Origin of the sequence: Micromonospora sp. WMMD1076 (assembly GCF_029581475.1) — a bacterium.
In the GTDB taxonomy this organism is placed as follows: domain Bacteria; phylum Actinomycetota; class Actinomycetes; order Mycobacteriales; family Micromonosporaceae; genus Micromonospora; species Micromonospora aurantiaca.
Map to the genome: position 1 here is coordinate 1954213 of NZ_CP120862.1, position 16806 is coordinate 1971018.

General features: G+C 73.2%; 19 protein-coding genes and 1 pseudogene. 15 read left to right on the top strand and 5 right to left on the bottom strand.

The window, feature by feature from the left end; translation table 11 throughout:
* Window positions 1-39: 39 nt before the first annotated feature.
* Both O7622_RS09550 and O7622_RS09555 read left to right on the top strand, forming a co-directional pair.
* Window positions 40-594 carry a DUF1772 domain-containing protein gene (locus tag O7622_RS09550; RefSeq protein ID WP_282312963.1) on the top strand — a complete coding sequence of 185 codons (555 nt, stop codon included), beginning with the start codon at window positions 40-42 and terminating at the stop codon, window positions 592-594.
* On the top strand, window positions 591-1043 hold the full coding sequence (locus O7622_RS09555) for a hypothetical protein (RefSeq protein ID WP_282312965.1): 453 nt from the start codon (window positions 591-593) through the stop codon (window positions 1041-1043). Before O7622_RS09550 ends, O7622_RS09555 begins: the two co-directional genes overlap by 4 nt.
* 11 nt (window positions 1044-1054) lie before the next feature.
* Here the strand turns inward: O7622_RS09555 and O7622_RS09560 are convergent, their stop codons facing one another.
* The 4 genes from O7622_RS09560 to O7622_RS09575 all read right to left on the bottom strand — a co-directional run bounded on the left by O7622_RS09560 (window position 1055) and on the right by O7622_RS09575 (window position 4432).
* On the bottom strand, window positions 1055-1972 hold the full coding sequence (locus tag O7622_RS09560) for an HNH endonuclease (RefSeq protein WP_282312967.1): 918 nt from the start codon (window positions 1970-1972) through the stop codon (window positions 1055-1057).
* Window positions 1973-2117: 145 nt separating this feature from the next.
* The gene (locus tag O7622_RS09565) at window positions 2118-2666 is read right to left on the bottom strand and encodes a GNAT family N-acetyltransferase (protein WP_282312968.1); all 549 of its coding nucleotides are present in this window, start codon (window positions 2664-2666) and stop codon (window positions 2118-2120) included.
* A 45-nt stretch (window positions 2667-2711) separates the two neighbouring features.
* Window positions 2712-3611 carry an aminoglycoside phosphotransferase family protein gene (locus tag O7622_RS09570; protein ID WP_282312970.1) on the bottom strand — a complete coding sequence of 300 codons (900 nt, stop codon included), beginning with the start codon at window positions 3609-3611 and terminating at the stop codon, window positions 2712-2714.
* A complete protein-coding gene (locus O7622_RS09575) occupies window positions 3608-4432 on the bottom strand; it encodes a hypothetical protein (RefSeq protein WP_282312971.1) in 825 nt (274 codons plus the stop codon). Before O7622_RS09575 ends, O7622_RS09570 begins: the two co-directional genes overlap by 4 nt.
* A gap of 455 nt (window positions 4433-4887) precedes the next feature.
* Here O7622_RS09575 and O7622_RS09580 point away from each other — a divergent pair, with 455 nt between their 5' ends.
* From O7622_RS09580 to O7622_RS09615, 9 genes and pseudogenes are all read left to right on the top strand, one after another.
* Window positions 4888-5118: a hypothetical protein gene (locus tag O7622_RS09580; RefSeq protein WP_282312973.1), complete on the top strand. Its 231-nt coding sequence runs from the start codon at window positions 4888-4890 to the stop codon at window positions 5116-5118.
* Window positions 5115-5357, top strand: coding sequence for a DivIVA domain-containing protein (locus O7622_RS09585; protein ID WP_282312975.1), 243 nt, complete (start codon window positions 5115-5117; stop codon window positions 5355-5357). The genes O7622_RS09580 and O7622_RS09585 overlap by 4 nt, the downstream gene beginning before the upstream one ends.
* Window positions 5350-5593: pseudogene (locus O7622_RS29195) on the top strand (hypothetical protein). Before O7622_RS09585 ends, O7622_RS29195 begins: the two are co-directional and overlap by 8 nt.
* Window positions 5594-5743: 150 nt before the next feature.
* Complete coding sequence (locus tag O7622_RS09590) at window positions 5744-6571, top strand: SAM-dependent methyltransferase (protein WP_282312976.1); 828 nt, start codon at window positions 5744-5746, stop codon at window positions 6569-6571.
* 129 nt (window positions 6572-6700) lie between these two features.
* Complete coding sequence (locus O7622_RS09595; protein WP_282312977.1) at window positions 6701-7993, top strand: AAA family ATPase; 1293 nt, start codon at window positions 6701-6703, stop codon at window positions 7991-7993.
* Between the two features lie 76 nt (window positions 7994-8069).
* A complete protein-coding gene (locus O7622_RS09600; RefSeq protein ID WP_282312978.1) occupies window positions 8070-8303 on the top strand; it encodes a hypothetical protein in 234 nt (77 codons plus the stop codon).
* A 70-nt stretch (window positions 8304-8373) separates the two neighbouring features.
* The gene (locus O7622_RS09605; protein ID WP_282312979.1) at window positions 8374-8679 is read left to right on the top strand and encodes a DUF6403 family protein; all 306 of its coding nucleotides are present in this window, start codon (window positions 8374-8376) and stop codon (window positions 8677-8679) included.
* Entirely contained in the window at window positions 8676-10025 is a 1350-nt protein-coding gene (locus O7622_RS09610) for a hypothetical protein (RefSeq protein WP_282312980.1), read from the top strand. Before O7622_RS09605 ends, O7622_RS09610 begins: the two co-directional genes overlap by 4 nt.
* Window positions 10022-11002 carry a hypothetical protein gene (locus tag O7622_RS09615; RefSeq protein WP_282312981.1) on the top strand — a complete coding sequence of 327 codons (981 nt, stop codon included), beginning with the start codon at window positions 10022-10024 and terminating at the stop codon, window positions 11000-11002. The genes O7622_RS09610 and O7622_RS09615 overlap by 4 nt, the downstream gene beginning before the upstream one ends.
* A 27-nt stretch (window positions 11003-11029) precedes the next feature.
* Here the strand turns inward: O7622_RS09615 and O7622_RS09620 are convergent, their stop codons facing one another.
* Window positions 11030-11596, bottom strand: a complete 567-nt coding sequence (locus O7622_RS09620) for a snapalysin family zinc-dependent metalloprotease (protein WP_282312982.1) — start codon at window positions 11594-11596, stop codon at window positions 11030-11032.
* Between the two features lie 338 nt (window positions 11597-11934).
* Between O7622_RS09620 and O7622_RS09625 the strand changes: the two genes are divergently transcribed.
* Genes O7622_RS09625 through O7622_RS09640 form a run of 4 tightly spaced genes read left to right on the top strand, consistent with a single transcriptional unit; the run spans window position 11935 to window position 16770 of the window.
* A complete protein-coding gene (locus O7622_RS09625; RefSeq protein WP_282312984.1) occupies window positions 11935-12648 on the top strand; it encodes a hypothetical protein in 714 nt (237 codons plus the stop codon).
* A gap of 13 nt (window positions 12649-12661) precedes the next feature.
* A complete protein-coding gene (locus O7622_RS09630) occupies window positions 12662-12922 on the top strand; it encodes a hypothetical protein (protein ID WP_013284305.1) in 261 nt (86 codons plus the stop codon).
* Window positions 12919-13326: a hypothetical protein gene (locus O7622_RS09635; protein WP_013284306.1), complete on the top strand. Its 408-nt coding sequence runs from the start codon at window positions 12919-12921 to the stop codon at window positions 13324-13326. Before O7622_RS09630 ends, O7622_RS09635 begins: the two co-directional genes overlap by 4 nt.
* Before the next feature lie 45 nt (window positions 13327-13371).
* On the top strand, window positions 13372-16770 hold the full coding sequence (locus O7622_RS09640) for an AAA family ATPase (protein WP_282312987.1): 3399 nt from the start codon (window positions 13372-13374) through the stop codon (window positions 16768-16770).
* Window positions 16771-16806 lie beyond the last annotated feature (36 nt).

Consider the following 16806-nt stretch of genomic DNA (forward strand, 5'->3'; position numbering starts at 1 on the left):
TAGCGTCGATGGCGTCCGCGAAACGTGAGGAGAACCCTCATGGTGCGCCCGCGACTGACCTGGCTTGCCCTTATTGTGATGGTCTGGGCGTCGATGATGTCGCTCGGCGGGGTCGCCGCCGAGACCGTCATGTTCTACCCGAACATCTTCAGCGACCCGCCCGCCTCGCTCGACCGGGCCCGCGAGTTCCTCGTCCACGGCGGCCCGCACGACTACTTCCCGCCGCTCGGCGCATCGGTGATCCTCAGCAGCGTCGCCGCGACACTGCTCACCTGGCGCGACCGCCGGCTGCGCTGGTGGGTCGCCGGCGCCACAGCCGTGTTCGTCGTCTGCGAGTTCCTGTTCTCCGCTGTCTTCCTCTGGCCGCGCAACGAGATCATGTTCGTGGCCCCGGAGGGGACGCACTCGCCGGCGTACCTGCCCCAGGTGGCGGCCGAGTTCGTCGCCGGTCACCGGGTGCGCTTCGCCGGGGATGCGGTGACGGCCGTACTCGCGTTCGTCGCGTTGCTGAAGTTCGCGCGCGCGACCGCGCCGGGCTCGGTGTCGGCTCCCGTACCGACGTCGGCTTCGGTCCCGTCGGAGGCGATGCGATGAGCGCGGGTCGCCGTACCCTCGGGTTCTCCTGGCCGGCGTTGGTTGCGCTCGCCGCGTTGGCCGTTCCGCCCGTGGCGCTGCACGACCTGGACGTCGTGCCGGAGGGCACGGCCGTGGCCGCGCTGCCGGCGCTCGGACCGCCGCTGTGCTGGGTGGTCGCCGTGCTGTGGCGGCGGCCACCGCGCCCGTTCCTGACTGCTGTGGTGATCGGGGCGCTGTACGGGGTGTTCCTGGCGGTCGGTCACCAGGTGTTCTGGGACTCGTCGCTGGGGATGGACGCGCTGCGGCCGGACGGGCTGGTGCCGGGGGCGCGGGAGGCGTTGTCGCGGGGTGTGGCGGTGATGTCGAGGCTGGTCACCGGGACGATGGTCGGGGTGGTCGCCGGTGGCGCGGGGATGCTGTTGTCCCGAGTGCTGCCAGCGCCAGCCCGGCCGACAGAGCCCAGTTGACAGGCGGTCTTCTAGGCAGCCGCCCGAAATTGTTCGTAGCGTGCCTCAAGCCTTCGACGATGGGGATGAGCAGAGCGCTCCCTAGGCAGCGCGATGTGGCATCCATGCATCTCCTGGATTCCATGACGCAGCATCGGTCCATCGACTTCCTTCAGGATGTCGGGACGCACCTCGACTCGGAGGTCGGGTCGGATTCCGATGATGTTCTGATCGAATGCCGCATGATGGATCTTGCAGAGGGCCAGGCCGTTGGGGACGACCGGATCGCCCGCCGGTTGGCCGTCCGGGATGATGTGGGCAGCATCCAGCAGCGACCGGTGGCGTAGTTGGCAGACCGTGCAGGTGTTTCCATAGGCCTGTAGCACTCGAGCCCGGAAAACTGGCTGATGGAGCCGTAGTTTCGTCAAGCGTTCGACGTACCGTCGCCTCTCCGTGTCGGCTGCATTCCCGGGCTGGATCAACCGCTGCGCTTCGTCAAGCGCTACCACGAACTGCAGTTCTTCCGGCTCGTCCGCAATGAGCCACACCGGGTAGCGCGGCAAGTAGAGAGCAGGCGCGATACCCACGAACCAGATTAGTGGCAGCCTGTGCTCGTATGCGCGACGCAGTGCGACATTCTCGTGGTGGTTGGGATCATCTCCGCGGTACTTGTATCGGAGGAGCCCATCCGGTCCCTCTCGGTCCTCGTAGGGCGGTAGCTGGCCAGGCGGCGTGAAGCGCGTGCGGATGGACAGCGCTGCATCGAGAAACGCTGGCTTGCGGATACCCCGCTGTGGATCTAGGAGAGCGACTCGTCGGCCTTCGAAGATGAACTGCGCTAGCTCTGCCTTTGTCGCCAGCTCCTGCTGGCGCTGTGTTCGTTCCGTAAGCCAAGCAGCAGCTGCTTCGCGAAGGCGGAGGTCGAGAGCCGCATCTGCCATGATCGACATACTGTCATGCCAACTCTGGACCTCCTTCCACTGAACGGCTAGTGATCGGGAACCACGTCGATTCGACCGGACCGGAGGTCGCGGCGGCCCATCGGATGGTGCCGCAGGGCTGGAAGAAGGCCCTGCGGCTTGTGCTCTGGAGGCTCTAGGAGCTCGAAGTGAGTTCCTTCGTGCGGACTTGGAACAGAGGCGCGCCCTCGCGCGTCGGCTGCAGCCACCCGGCCGGTCGCCAACCCCAGGAGTCATACGCCTGCTGGGCGGCGGCGTTGTCAGGCCGTACGAGCAGCGTCGCCCTCTCTTCCCGCCGGGTGCTCAGGAGCCGGTCGTGGAGCGCCCGCGCGATACCCTGACGTTGCCACGATCGCCGCACCAGCAATTCACAGACTGCGAAAGTCCGGCGCCCGTTCTCGTCCGTGAAGCCGTCCAGCACCGGCTCTTGGATGCCGTCCCACCAACGCGTATCGGCTCCGAGTGGGAAGCCGTAGACGTAACCGACCAGCTTGTCATCGACGCGGGCCGTCACCAGCTCCCAGCGTTCCCGGGGCATGTGTGCCGCGAGCTGCCGTTCGTACCGCTCGGCCGTATAGCGCGGACCGTCGTCGGCGTGCGCGTCGAGGTACACGTCCACGAGCTGGTTCACCAGGCCCTCGGCCTCTGCTGCGGTCCGGCGGCGTAGTCGCAGATTCTCCCCCACGTGACCAGGATCCCACCGAGCCGCAGGCGCTCGGCGAAGGGGCGATCAGACGAGATCAGCGTATGGCGTCCAACGCAGACCGTGATCGCTTCGTGTGACTGACTTCAATCGGTTGGCGAATTCGGCCGCCACGCTCGCCGAACCTGCGAGAAGCGGCGTCGCAGCAGCGATCATCTTGAGCTCGCGGGCTTCCCGCAGTAGCGGCCAGTCGCGGTCGGACGTCACGTCGTAGCCGTACGCTTCGGCGAGCGCCCGATGCGCCCCAGTCTTCCCGAAGCGGGCCTCGCCCACGGCGACCGCTGCCAGGTCCACCTGCCAAGGCCCGAGACAAGTGGCGTCGAAGTCGCAGAGCAGGATGCCGCCCGACGCATTCCGGAGCAGGTTGCCGACGTGCGCGTCCCCGTGGATGAGCGAGTGCGACGACCCCTGGTTGAGCTCGGCGACCTGCGGCTCCAAGCGGTCGCACCACGTCATCAGATAGTCGTGATCCTCTGCGCTCAAGCCGTCGGCATCCGCCAGGCGTCGGCGCGCATCCCCGATCGGATCCCACGTGGCCAGGGAGAAGGGCGGGGATCCGAGCGCATGAAACCGCCGCAGCGCCGAGCCGAGGTCATCCACCGTCGGAGTAGGCCGAGTGGGTGGCACGTAGGCCCATACCGAGGCGGCCAAGTCACCGACCGCAACCGGCTGCGCCACGCCAGGCGCCAGCCGGATCGTGGGCGCGTCCAGCTCGGCGAACCATCGCGCGAGCTGAACGACCTTCGTCACCCGATCCCGGAGCCGGTGCGTCCGCGCGATGCGTATGACGAGCCCGGAATCCGGCAACGCGAACACGGCGTTGTTGGTCAGCCGCAGGAGGCGGGCATCCTCGGCCGGCACCTGAAGTCCGCTGGCGATCTCCCGCATGGCGCGGGTCATCGCTTCTTCCGAGAACCGTCCGCTCATACCGTGGCCGCAGCTCGTGCGGTGAGTGTCCGATCGAATTCGGCAACGAGGGGAAGGTGGCGGTGCCGTCCGAGATCGCGCCGCAGGTTGAGTACTCGATCAACCACTCGACTGGAACTCAGCGCACGCGACTGCTCGACCACGCGCGTGCCGACCGCGACTGCCCGCTCGGGCTCATCAGTGAGGAAGAGCGCGCTGCACAAGCCGACCTCGTTCAGGACCATGCTGCGGACGTTCGCCGGGCCGAAGGCGACGATCGCATTTTCGACGCTCCGCACCGCCTGTGCCGCGTGCGTGCCGGTCTGCCGGGCCATGTCGCGGTACACGCGGCCGTACTGGGCTAGCAGTTCGCCACGGTCGTAGAAGGCCATCCAGGTCGGCTCGCGTTCGGGATCCACACGCTCGAACTGATCACTCGCGCGACCGAGGAGGGTCAGCGCGCTTCGGTGGTTGCCGATACGGCGGGGCCGGGGCTGCTCGGCGACCCCGACCAGCCCGGCTCCTGCCGACACCGCGGCGATGCCGGCCAGGAGGGTTCGCCGGCCCAGGTCTGGTGTTGCGCGGATCCCGTCGGCCGGAGAGTCTGGACCGACTGAGAACCAGAGAGACCTCGGCGGGATGCAGAGCACTGTCGCCCAATGCGTCAGCCGGTCGAGATGCACCAGGGCCGGCCCGTTCTCGATCCGGCTCAACTGCGCCTGCGTGATCCCCAGCCACCCCGCGACGATGCTCTGCGGCAGCGGGCTCCGCCCGTGGTACGGGTGGTGGCGGTACGCCCGGATCACCTGCCCGAGATGCCGCCGGGCCAGCGCTTTCCGCACCGGTTCATGATCCCAGAACGAATCGGGTACGGCGGGCGGCGCGCTGAGGCGGTCGCGTTCGGCGGCCTGGCAGGGCGCGCAGCGTCCCGTGCCGTTGTCGCGCGCCAGGCGGCCGCCGCAGCGGGGGCAGCTCGCAGGTGTCACCGGCAACCTCGCCGTTCGCGGAGAACCCGTGTCCGAAGTCGAGCCTAGCCATTCAACCCGTTTCGGAGCGGCCCGGTATACGCACCGTGCATATCGCTCGGCGTCTCGTGATGGTGACCGAGCGTATGCGGCGTGTGCATGGCGGCCACGATCATCAGGGCATGCGCCGCCTGCAGGGAAGGACTGAGGGTCAGCGCATGGCCCGGGGCGGGTGCTGGGCTCCGGTGGCACCGCGTCCCCCGATCGCGGCTTCCGCCGTCCCCGCCCGCCCCGGCGCCACTCCATGAGACCCGACCCGGAGGCGCCTGCCGATGTCAGCCGTACTCGCCGACTTCCCCGTCCTCACCCCTGTCACCGACGAGGATCTGCTCGCCGCCGCGCTGGCCGTGCGCGTACACGTGCCCGAGCGCTGGCCGCAGGGACCGCTGTGCCGTAGCGAGCGCGTCCCGTACCCCTGCCGGCTGGCCCGGTGGGGGAGGGCGACGCTCGCCGCGGCCGGGCTGCCCGACGAGGCCGTGGTGGTCGGGGTGGTGAGGTCGTGATCTACGTGACCGGGGAGCGGGTGCAGGCGTACCAGGTGCGCAGCGCCGTGTTCGACACCCGCTGGCGCGGGCTGGACCCGGCGCAGGTGCACGACTACCTGTGCCGGGTCGCCGACGAGATGGACCGGCTGCACCGGGACCCGACCACCGCTCGCGCCGAGTCGGAGCGGATCCGCCAGGCGCTGCGGCAGTGGCAGGCCCGCCACAACGGCTGCCGGCGGCGCGGCGACGATGGCTGAGCCGCGCTGGATAATCCACCTGCCGACCACGCTGACCAGCCGGGGAACTGGCCGCCGCGCTCGCCCGGTCGCTCGGCCATCTGGATGCCGTCGACTTCGGCGAGACGACGCTCAGCGAGGAGGACGCCCAGCACCTGCGGTACCGGGTCTGGTGCGACGTGCGGCTGCCCGACGGTGGGCGCTGCGGCCAACGGGATGGTCACGGCGGGCCGTGCGGCACGACGGAGCTGGGTTGACACCCGGGGCTGTCTCGGCGTGTCGATCGATGAGCGTCTTGGTGGTGGGCCGGACCGCCGGGAGCGGTCCAAACGGGGCGACCATCCACCCTGTACGGTCGCTACACTCCCGAAAACGCCCGGAACCGCCCACGGAGCCTGGAGACGCCTGTGACCCGCGACAAGGCCGCACCGCCCGGAATTGACGTCACCGTTCCCAGCGTGGCCCGGGTCTACGACTACTTCCTGGGCGGCAAGGACAACTTCGAGGTCGACCGGAGGGTCGCCGAGCACGCCCTGCGGATCACGCCGGACGGGCCGGCCGCCGGTCAGGCGAACCGGGCGTTCCTGCGCCGGGTGATCCGGTACCTCGTCACCGAGGCGGGCATCGACCAGTTCCTCGACATCGGGTCGGGCCTGCCCACCCAGGGGAACGTGCACGAGGTCGCCGTCGAGCACAACCCGGCCGCCCGCGTGGTGTACGTGGACAACGACCCGATCGTCCTGGCGCACGGGCGGGCGCTGCTCGCCGCGGAGGGCACCGCGACGGTGATCCAGGCCGACATCCGGGAGCCGGAGGAGATCCTCAACGACCCGGACGTCCGCCGGTTCCTCGACTTCGACCGCCCGATCGGGCTGCTGCTGTTCGCGATCCTGCACCACATCGGCGACGACGAGGACCCGCGATCGGTGGCGGCGGCGTTGATCGACGCGCTGCCGTCCGGCAGTTACGTCGCGATCTCGCACTTCCGAGACCCGGGTGAGCGGGATCCGGAGGGTTCCCGCAAGGCCCGCGAGGTCGAGCGGGTGTTCAACGAGTCGCTCGGCACCGGTCGTTGGCGTACCGACGAGGAGATCCTCGCCTTCGCCGACGGGCTGACGCCGCTGGAGCCGGGCCTGGTGCCGCTGGCGGAGTGGCGTCCGGACCCGGACGCGCCGGCCCCGCAGCAGACCGACACGTACCACACGTTCGTCGGGCTGCTCGCCCGCAAGCCGTAGGCGTCTGCTCGCGCACACCGCGAGCCCTCGACGGTACGACCCGAAGCGCAGGTGCCGGAGCCGCGCCGTGCCGGCACGTGTTAAGAAGGGGCCCCGCCTCTACCGGAGACGTTAAAAGGGGGCCCTTCCTTGCACGAAGCCGAGCAGGTGATCCAGCGTGTGCTGCGGGATCTGCGTGACGGCACGCACCGCGGCGTCGTCGTGGACTCGCCACCCGGCGCCGGGAAGTCCACGCTCGTCGTCCGCGCCGCCGTCGAGACCGCCGCCACCGGCGACCCGCTGATGATCGTGGCGCAGACCAACGAGCAGGTGGACGACCTCGTCGACCGGCTCGGCCGCAGGGCGCCGGAGCTGCGCGTCGGGCGGCTCTCCGCGACCGACTACCGGCCCACCGAGCGGGTCACCGCCCACCCGGCGGTCCGGGTCGCGGCGAAGGTCGCCGACCTGGGCGGCCCGGCGGTCACCATCGGTACGGCGGCCAAGTGGGCCACCGTGACCGAGGGGAGCTGGCCGTGGGCGATCGTGGACGAGGCGTACCAGATGCGCGCGGACGCGCTGCTGCGCGTGGCGGGGCGGTTCGAGCGGGCGCTGTTCGTCGGTGATCCCGGCCAGCTCGATCCGTTCAGCACCGTGGAGACGTTCCGCTGGACCGGGCTGACCTGGGATCCGATGCAGTCGGCGGTGGCCACGCTGCTGCGGCACAACCCGGAGCTGCCGGTGCACCGGCTTCCGGTGTCGTGGCGGCTGCCCGACTCGGCCGCGCCTGTGGTGTCCGCCGCGTTCTACCCGTTCACCGGGTTCCGCGCCGGGACCGGGCCGTCCGACCGGGCGCTGACGTTCACCGAACCGGGCGCGGGTGACAGCTACGACGCCTCGGTCGAGGTGGCCGCCGCCACCGGCTGGGCGTTGCACGAGCTGCCGGCCCGGCACACCGTGCGTACCGACGGGGAGGCTGCCGCGGCCTGCGCGGAGCTGGCGTTGCGGGTGCTGCGGCGCGGCGCGGTCGCGGTGAGCGAGGCCGCTCCCGGCGGCGCGCCGGTCACCGCGGACCGGATCGCCGTCGGTGCCGCGCACCGCGACCAGGTCGCGGCCATCCGGTCCCGGCTGGGCGCCGCCGGGGCGGGCGTCACGGTGGACACCGCCAACCGGCTGCAGGGCCGGGAGTACGACGTGACGATCGTGCTGCACCCGCTCTCCGGCCGGCGCGACGCCACCGCGTTCCACCTGGAGTCGGGGCGGCTGTGCGTGCTGGCGTCACGGCACCGGCACGCCTGCGTGGTGGTGGCGCGGGCCGGGATCGGTGAGCTGCTCGACGCGTATCCGTCGACCGAGCGGGTGCACCTGGACGTGCCGGTGAAGTTCCCCGACGGGTGGGAGGCCAACCAGACGGTGCTGAGTCACCTCGATGCGCACCGGGCGTGACGAGAGGGCCGTCGCGGCAGGATCGGCGGACCGTTCGGATCTTCCGGCGCTCGCGGGCGGTGGGCACGATGGCCGGATGCATCCTCACGATCCCTATCAGCAGGATCCGTATCAGCAGCCGTACCACCAGCAGCCGTACTACCCGCCTGCGTACGTGGAGCAGCCGAGCGAGGGGATGGGCAGGTGGGCGATCGTGCTGTGGGTCGCGGTGCCGGCACTGCTGGTGATCCTGTGCTGTGTCGGATGTGTCGTCTCCGGGTTCGCGGAAGGATTCATCGAGGGATTCAACGAGGGCCGTTCGTCGTCGTAGTAGGTGGCGGGCCGGCGGCGCACCGCCCCCTCGGCGCGCGGCGCTGGCGGCGGTGCGTTAGACAGGGATCATGACCGCGAGCGTGCTGCAGTGGCTGGGCGGTGGCCTGGTGGCGGTGGCCGCCGGTTTCGTCGCCGTCTCGCTGCCCCGGCGGCGCGTCCGGGCCGAGGACCGACGGGTCGCCTGGTCGTCGGCGCGGGCGGCGATCCACGACGCCACAGTCAGCCGGGACGCGTCCCGGGCGACGGTGCCGGAGGCCGAGCGGTTGCTGGCCCACGCCGAGTTGCTCGCCGCCGGGCGCAGCGGCGCCGACGCGGCCCGCGCGGCGGCCGAGCACGCCCGCCGCGCCGACGAGCTGTGGCGGGCCGGGCGGTGACGAGGGTACGCCGGGAGCTGCTGCGCTGGTCGCTGCTGGCCGCCGCGGCGGCGGTGCTCGTGGTGTTCCTGGTGGCGCAGCGGCAGAGCGTCGAGGTCAGCTACGGGCGTTCCCCGTCGGCAGCCGCACTGCCGGAGGGCTCGGCCGGGGAGTTGAGCGACGCGAGCGTGCCCTCGGTCGAGGAGATGACGGCGCTGGTCGCCGCCGAGCCGGTGGTGCGGCTGCCGGGGGCGGTCGCGCGCTGGGACGAGCAGCGGGTCCGGGCCGCCATCGGTGACCGGGGCACCCGCATCCTGGTCGCCCCGCCCGGCCTGGACGAGACCGAACGCCGGCGGGTGAAGGACGTGGAGAAGGCGGAGATCCGGATCGTCGGTACCGAGGTCAGCGGTGGTCTCTACGTGGCCTCGCCGGACGACCTGCCGGGCTGGCGGGCCCGGTTCGCCACCGGCGACGTGACCGGCCCGCTGCTCACGCTGCTGGCCGAGTTGCACGACCAGCCGACCCCGTCGGACGGCGACGACCTGCTCTGGCGGGAGCCGACCGGCCCGGAACTGGCCCCGGTGGTCGCCGCGCTGCGGGCCACCGGCCGGTACGTGGGCTCCGGCGCCACGCTGACCCGGCTGCCGGAGAAGGCCGCGGGCGCCGCCTTCCCGGACGGCGCCTGGTTCGTGGTGCTGCCCGCCCAGCCGTACGGGGAGCCGCTGCCCGCGTACGGGCCGGCGCTGCACCGGCTCGCCCCGGACCAGCCGCTGGTGGTGATGTACGGCGACTGGATCGAGTACCACGGTCCGGGTGCGGCGTCGTTCGCCGAGGTGGCGGGCGCGAGCTTCTACGCCCAGTTCGGCGGGCGGCTCGGCCGTTACGCCTATCCCCAGGAGAACGTGCTCGGCGCGTATCTGGCCCAGGTCACCGACGTGCGGTACGCGGGGCTGTTCGACCGTCCGCTGCCGTACCGGCCGTTCGACCCGCTGCGGGTGGCGTTGCCGGCGCTGCCCTGGATCTTCGCCGGGTGCGTGGCGGGTTTCGTGGTGCTGTCGATCCGTACCGTGCGGGGGTCCGGACGCCGTCCGGCCGACGTCGGTCCCGGCGGCACGCCGGCCCGGCTGGCCGGGCTCTCCGCGCTGGCGGTGGAGCTGTCGCTGCTCACCGGCGCGCGCAGCGACCCGGCGCTGGTCCGGGGCGTGGGCCGGTTGCGGGCGGCCCGGGACGCGTTCGACGAGGGGTTGCCCGACCGGCACGTACGCGAACTGCTCGCCGACGCGGCGGCCGAGTTGGACGACGTGGCCCGGGACGTGCGGATGCCCGGCTACCGGCCGGACGTCTACCTGCGGGCGAGGCTGTCGTGAGCCGCGTCGCGACCCGTCCCGAGCGGACGGCGACCCGTCGTGACGCCGTCGCGACCGGCCCGCGCCGGCTGCTCGGCCGCCTGGTCGGCACCGCGTTCGGCCGGGCGGTGCTCGTCTGCCTGGCGCTGGCGGGCTGGGCACTGTGGACCGGCGGCATCCTGGACGGTCCGGCCGCCCGGCAGGTACGCGGCTCCTCGGTCTACGCGGCGCCCGGAGTGGACCTGGACCGGGCCGCCGCCGAACGGGTCATCGGCAACCGGCGGCTGGTGGTGCTGATCATGCAGCCGGGCGCCGACCTGCGGGAGGCGTGCGACGACACCGAACGCGCCACGCAGGGCACGCTGGTGCTGGCGATGAGCCGCGACGGCGAGGACTGGGACACGTACGGCTGTTCCCGCCTCGGCGGCGACGGCCCGCGTGACCTCGGGCGGGCCATCGTCGCCGAGACCACGATCAGCCGGGGCGCGGACGCGTTCGTGGACCGGCCGGTCGAGGCGCTGAAGGTGATAGTGCTCAACTACGACCGGCTCGTCCGGGCCGGTCTGGTGCCGGACGGGGCCCGTACCATCAGCCCGTCGCTGCCCCGGTACCTGCTGGCCGGCGGCGCGGTGGCCGGAGTGGTGGCCGGTGCGGCGGTGCTCTGGCTGGGCGGCCGGCGGGCCGGACGCCTGGCCGACGCGCGCCGGGCCGGGCGGGACGCACGCGCCGACGAGCGGGCCGCGCTCGGCGCCGCCACCGCGGTTCTCGCCCAGCAGATCATCGACCTGGACCGGTACGTCGGCCCGGTCGCCCCGGCGTACCGGCGGCTGGCCGCCGACTACGTCGACCTGCTCGACGAGGTGTCCGACGTGGACGGGGACGCCGAGGCGCTGCGCCGGATCCGGGAGCGGGTCGAGGGGCTGAGCCGCCGCGCGGCGGATCTCGCCGACGACGCCGCGTCCGGCCGGCGCGGGACGCGCGGACGGGGCCGGCGCTGACCCGCCGACCCCGTCGTCACGGCGTCGTCAGCGCTGGGCGCCCACCGTCGCGGCGGCCGGCCAGCTGCCGGTGAAGACCTGGGCGGGCGTCGCGCTGCGGGCGGCGAAGCCGAACAGCGAGTCGACCCGGGCGGCCTCGGCGGAGCTGGGGTACGGGTTGGTGCAGCTCGTACCGGCGCTGCCACCGGACATCAGGATGGCGCAGTTGCCGTTGTAGTTGTCCGGCAGGCCGAGGATGTGGCCGATCTCGTGGGTCATGATGCGCAGCGGCGAGTACTGCTGGGCCTGGTAGTAGTCGATCACCACGCGGCCGTTGCCGAGGCTGGTGCGCTGGGCGTACGAGCCGCCGCCGTAGGTGTAGGTGATCCGCAGGTTGGACCCGCACTGAGCCATGTTGATGTTGTTCGTGTAGTTGTTCCAGATCGCCGCCGCCTGCACCGCCGTGTTGGCGAACGGGCCGGCCTGGCTGATGTTGTAGCAGACGTTGCGGACGGCGGCGGAGGCCGGAGCCGGGTTGACGGCTACCGCGCCGAGCGCTGCCAGCGTCGCGGCCGCGAGGGTGGCGAGGATCCGGGACAGCTTGGGCGTACGCATGGTTCACACTCCTTGGGATGGGGGTGAGCGGAACGCCGCAAGCCTATAGATAGGCATCTATTGATATCAAGAGGTGGGCATGTGCGGATCGGTCGCGTTCACCGCGCCGACGCCCTCGTCGTGGTCGCCACGCGCCTCGGCGTGACGGGGGAACCTCACCCGCTCGACATGGACCTCCGAGCGATTCCCGTCCGCCACGGCGTGAACGCGGCACAGGAACAGTCGTTCACGCCGCCGGGTATCCCCGGTTTTCCTGTCGGCCTCCCGTCACTCAGGGTGTTTTTCTGATCGCTTCCGGTCGATAGCGTCGGGCCACTGCCGTCGACGAAGGGCCGACGATGAACGACAACGGACATCCATTCGACCGTCGGCGACTGCTCGCCGGCGCGGCGGCGGCCTCGGCGGTCACAGTGACCGGCCTGGCCGTCGCCTCCACCACCGGCGCCGCGGCGGCCGCTCCGAGCCGCCCCGCGACGCCGCTCATCACCAGGGACCGCATCGCCACCGCCGCGCTGCGCGCACCCGACGGGTCCGCGCCCGCGGTCGCCGTCCAGGCCGACTTCCACGCCCGGCTCGCCGCCTGGCTGGCGTTCTGGTCGGCGAACTCGCCGTCGGCCTGGAGCGTGCCGGTGCAGGTGGTCGCCCGGATCGAGGCGGCCGGCGACGCGCTGGTGCTGCACGGGATCCGGCACCGCCGCGACGACGAGCTGCGCGCCGGGTTCGCCGCCGGTCGGCGGGACGCCACCCACCTGGCCACGCTGGCCAGCCTGCACCACCACTTCCCGAGCGTGCGGGTCCGCCCGGACGGCACGATCCGGGTCGCCGACGGACCCGCCGGGTTCACCGGCGCGCCGGAACAGGTCGCGTTCGCGGTCGCGGCCTGCCGCGAACTGTGGGGCGACGCAGCGGCGACCGCCCACCGCTGGGCGGAGCACGCCGCCCGGGTGCTCGCCCGCGCCGGGCACCGCACCGACGCCGCCTCGCACGCCGGCTGGGCGGCCTTCACCCGCACCAGCCTGCGTCGCGGGCTGGGCACCGAATCGTACGAGTGACCGGAGGTAGCACATGGCCCGCAACGAGTTCCGCTTCGTGGTCGACGGCGTCGACCTGAGCCCCGAGCAGCAGACCCTGATCGCCGCGGAGATCCAGAAGGCCGGCCTGGCCGCCCTGCGTACCGCCGACGCCAAGCTGACCAACCCGCTGACCGTCGGCCACGGCAACATCAAGCTGCGTCCCGAGTGGTACGGCCTCTGGGTCATCGACGGCCCGTTCGCCCAGGACCTCGGACAGAAGATCAACGACATCGGGTTCTGGATCCAGCGGTGACCGACGCCGCCCGGCCGGCCGGCACGCCGGAGCGGATGTGCCCGAGCACCCCGGCGTCGAACGCCACCGTGTTCCTCGGCATGATCACTCCGGCGGGCCGGGTGGCATACGTGACCCCGGCCGTACCGGCCGAGGTGGCGCTCGCCGGGCTCGGAGACTCGGACGAGCCGATCGAGTCGCGGGCCCGGCTCGCCGGCCCGTGCGTCACCTCGTCCTGCGGCTTCTGGACCGGCTCGCACTGCGGGCTGGGCGCCCGGATGGCCGCCTCGTACGCCGAGACCGCCCCGCCCGCCGAGGAGACGTTGCCGAAGTGCGCGATCCGGCGTACCTGCCGATGGTTCGCCGAACAGGGACCGGCCGCCTGCCCGGCGTGCGCGCACGTCGTCACCGACGCGCGGATCTGAACGCTTCCCCGGTTTGTCGGACCCTTCGACTAGCGTCGTGAGGTCATGGAGCCGAGGTTCGGCCAACACATCATCGGTCGGGAGCATCCCGCCGCGCTGCTGCGCGCCGAGGTGGCCCGGCTGGTCGACAGCCACGGCGGTCTCGTCCTGGTCACCGGCGAGCCGGGCATCGGCAAGACCACACTGGTCTCGGCCGCCGCCGACGAGGCCCGTCGCAGCGGGGCGCTGGTGCTCGGCGCCGCCTGCTGGGACTCCGACACCGCACCCGACTACTGGCCGTGGGTGCAGGTCTTGCGGCGGCTGGCCCGGTCCGCCGACGACCGGCGCGGGGTGCGGGAGGCGGCCGACGCGGGCCTGGCGGCACTGCTCGGCGAGCGCGCGGCGGGCGACACCGCGGAGGCGACCGAGCCCGGCGACACGACCGAGCCCGGCGACACGGCCGGGCCGGGCGACACGCACGCGGCCGAGCCGGGCGACCCGGACGGGCCGGGCGACGCGGGCCGGGCCGAGTTCGACAGGCACGACGCGGTGACCGCCGCCCTGGTCGCCGTCGCCCAGCACCGCCCGGTCGCCGTGGTCTTCGACGACCTGCACTGGGCCGACCCGGCGTCGCTGCGGCTGCTCCAGTTCGTCACCCAGCACGCCTGGTTCGAGCGCCTGCTGCTGATCGGCACCTACCGGGACGCCGAAGTCGAATCCGTCGAGCACCCGCTGCGGCCGTGGCTGCTGCCGCTCACCGCCAAGGCGACCACAGTCACCCTCGCCGGGCTCGACCGCGCCGAGGTGGCCGCGCTGATGGCCCGCACCGCCGGCCGGGACCCCGACGCGAACCTGGTCGCCGAGGTGCACCGGCGCACCGGCGGGAACCCGTTCTTCGTGGAGCAGACCGCCCGGCTCTGGCACACCCACGGCCTCACCGACACCGTCGCCCCCGGCGTACGGGAGGTGGTGCGCCGCCGGCTCGACCAGCTGCCCGTCCCGGTGGTCGAGGCGCTCACAGTGGCCGCGGTGCTCGGCCGCGAGTTCGACAGGCTGACGCTCGCCGCCTGCGTACCCGTCCCGGTCGCGCAGGTCGACCGGTTGCTCGGCCGCGCCGCCGCGGCCCGGCTGGTGCTGCCCCGGAGCGACGGACGGTTCGTCTTCGTGCACGACCTGGTCCGCGAGACGCTCTACGACGGACTGGCCGACGACGATCGGCGGGCCCGGCACGCGGCCGTGGTCCGGGCCGCCGACCGGTCGGACGTGCTCGCCGGCGTACTCAGCCCGGCACACCTGGCCCGGCACGCCTGGCTGGCCGGCGCCGAGCTGGAGCCGGAACGCGCCGGTGACCTGCTGCTGGCCGCCGCCCGCGACGCCGGCGGCCGGATCGCCGTTGACGAGTCGGTACGGCACTACCGGCGCGCGCTGGAACTGACCGGCGAGCCCGGCCGGCGGGTCCGCGTACTGCTGGAACTGACCGGGCTGTTGCACCACGCCGGCCCACCGGCCGAGGTCGAGCGGCTGCTGGCCGAGGCCGCCGCGCTGGCCCGGGAACTGCCCGATCCCGGCGCGCTGACCCGGGTGGCGCTCATCGCGCACCGGCAGCACTCCGCCACCCGCCGCAGGCTCGACGCCGCCGAGCTGGTCCGGGAGGCGTACCGGCGGTTGATCGCGGAACCGGAGCCGGAGCGGCCGGTACGCGCGCTGGTCACCGACCTGATCACGGCCACCGAGACGCTCGCCCGGCACGGCCGCGACGACGAGGCGCTCACCTTCAGCCTGTGGGCCCGCCACGACACCACCTGGGGGCTCGGCACCGCGCACGAACGAGCCGTGGTGACCGCTGAGATCCGCGAGGTGGCCCGTCGTGGCGGCGACCGGGAGACCGAGCTGTGGGCCACGGCGCTGCGCTGGGTCGCGTTGCTGGAGCTGGGCGATCCGGGCTACCGGCACGAGCTGACCGCGTTCGTGACCGGCGCGCGACGCGGCGACGTGGCCCGGCAGCGGGTGGCGGCGACCGCCGACAGCGCGATCATCGCCGCGTTCCGCGGTGACCTCGCCACCGCCGAGGCGTGCTTCGCCGAGGCGGAGAGCTACCGCGAGCCGGGGCACTCCGACCACGCGTTCATGACGCACCACATGCGCTGGTCGGTGCTGCTGCTGTACGGCCGCGTCACCGAGGCCGAGGCGGTGCTCGACCGGGTGGGCGCCGCGCACCCGCAGGCCGAGCTGCTCCGGGCGATCACCGCCGCCGAGCGCGGCGACGCGGCCACCGTGCTGCGGCTCACCGCCGCGATCGAGGCCGCGGGCACCGCGTACCCCCGGTCGGTGTCGCCGCTGTGGCTGCGTTTGCGGGCGCAGGCGGCGGCAGTGGACGGCGACCCGGCGCGGTGCGCGGCGGTGCGTGCCGACCTGGCCCCGCACCGCGGGCAGTGGGCGGCGGCGTTGTTCGGCTGCGACATCGGCGGCCCGGTCGACCTGTGGCTGGGCGGTGTGGACGCGGCCGAGGGCCGGTGGGACGAGGCGATCGACTGCTACTCGGCGGCCCGGGACGCCGCCGACCGGCTGGGCGCCCGGCCCTGGTCGGTGCTGGCCCGGGCCGGGCTGGTGGGCGCGCTCGCCGGGCGCGACGGGCCGGGCGACGCGGCCGAGGCGCGGCGGCTGCGGGCCGAGACGGTGGCCGAGGCGCGGTCGCTGGGAATGGTCCAGGTGGTGGACCGGCTGGGCGCGACGGATCCCGCCCCGGCGGCGGCGTCCGCCGTGGTCGCGCCGGTGGCGGCCCGGCTCGGTGCGGGCGCTCCGGCCCTGGCCGTCGCGTCGTCGTCCGGCCGCCGGGGCGCGTCGGGCCTGTCCCGGGTGGGTGTGGTGCACGGCAACGCGCGGCCGCCCGACCCCGGCGCGGGCGGTACGGACGTGATCCGGCCCGAGTTCCGGCCGGACGGGCCGGTGTGGCGCCTCGCGTACGACGGCGTCGTGGTGCACCTGCCCGACGCCAAAGGGCTGCACGACCTGCGGCTGCTGCTGAGCCGGCCCGGCACGGACGTGCCCGCCGTCGAACTGCTCGACCCGGCGGCCGGCCCGGAACTCGTCGCCGCGCGCCGCCTCGGCGCCGATCCGGTGCTCGACGACGAGGCGAAGTCCCGCTACCGACGGCATCTGCGGCGGCTCGACGACGAGATCGACCGGGCGGCGACGCGCGACGACGGGCGGCGGCTGGCCGAGCTGGACGCCGAGCGCGCGGCGCTGCTCGACCAGTTGCGTGCCGCCGCCGGGCTGGCCGGGCGCAGCCGGCGTCTCGGCGACCAGGCGGAACGGGCGCGCAAGGCGGTGACCGGGCGGATCCGGGACACCCTGCGCCGTATCGACGAGCGGCATCCGGCGCTCGCCGCCCACCTGCGCGAGTCGGTCACCACCGGTGGCGCCTGCCGATACCGGCCGGCCGAGCCGGTGCCCTGGCGGCTCTGACCGGTGAGGTGGCGGGGCCGTGTGGACCCCGCCACC

Excerpts from the sequence above, each read along its gene's own strand:
- O7622_RS09550 (WP_282312963.1), top strand. The coding sequence starts at position 40 with ATGGTGCGCCCGCGACTGACCTGGCTTGCCCTTATTGTGATGGTCTGG.
- O7622_RS09555 (WP_282312965.1), top strand. The coding sequence starts at position 591 with ATGAGCGCGGGTCGCCGTACCCTCGGGTTCTCCTGGCCGGCGTTGGTT.
- O7622_RS09560 (WP_282312967.1), bottom strand. The coding sequence starts at position 1,972 with ATGTCGATCATGGCAGATGCGGCTCTCGACCTCCGCCTTCGCGAAGCA.
- O7622_RS09570 (WP_282312970.1), bottom strand. The coding sequence starts at position 3,611 with ATGAGCGGACGGTTCTCGGAAGAAGCGATGACCCGCGCCATGCGGGAG.
- O7622_RS09580 (WP_282312973.1), top strand. The coding sequence starts at position 4,888 with ATGTCAGCCGTACTCGCCGACTTCCCCGTCCTCACCCCTGTCACCGAC.
- O7622_RS09600 (WP_282312978.1), top strand. The coding sequence starts at position 8,070 with ATGCATCCTCACGATCCCTATCAGCAGGATCCGTATCAGCAGCCGTAC.
- O7622_RS09605 (WP_282312979.1), top strand. The coding sequence starts at position 8,374 with ATGACCGCGAGCGTGCTGCAGTGGCTGGGCGGTGGCCTGGTGGCGGTG.
- O7622_RS09620 (WP_282312982.1), bottom strand. The coding sequence starts at position 11,596 with ATGCGTACGCCCAAGCTGTCCCGGATCCTCGCCACCCTCGCGGCCGCG.
- O7622_RS09625 (WP_282312984.1), top strand. The coding sequence starts at position 11,935 with ATGAACGACAACGGACATCCATTCGACCGTCGGCGACTGCTCGCCGGC.
- O7622_RS09630 (WP_013284305.1), top strand. The coding sequence starts at position 12,662 with ATGGCCCGCAACGAGTTCCGCTTCGTGGTCGACGGCGTCGACCTGAGC.
- O7622_RS09640 (WP_282312987.1), top strand. The coding sequence starts at position 13,372 with ATGGAGCCGAGGTTCGGCCAACACATCATCGGTCGGGAGCATCCCGCC.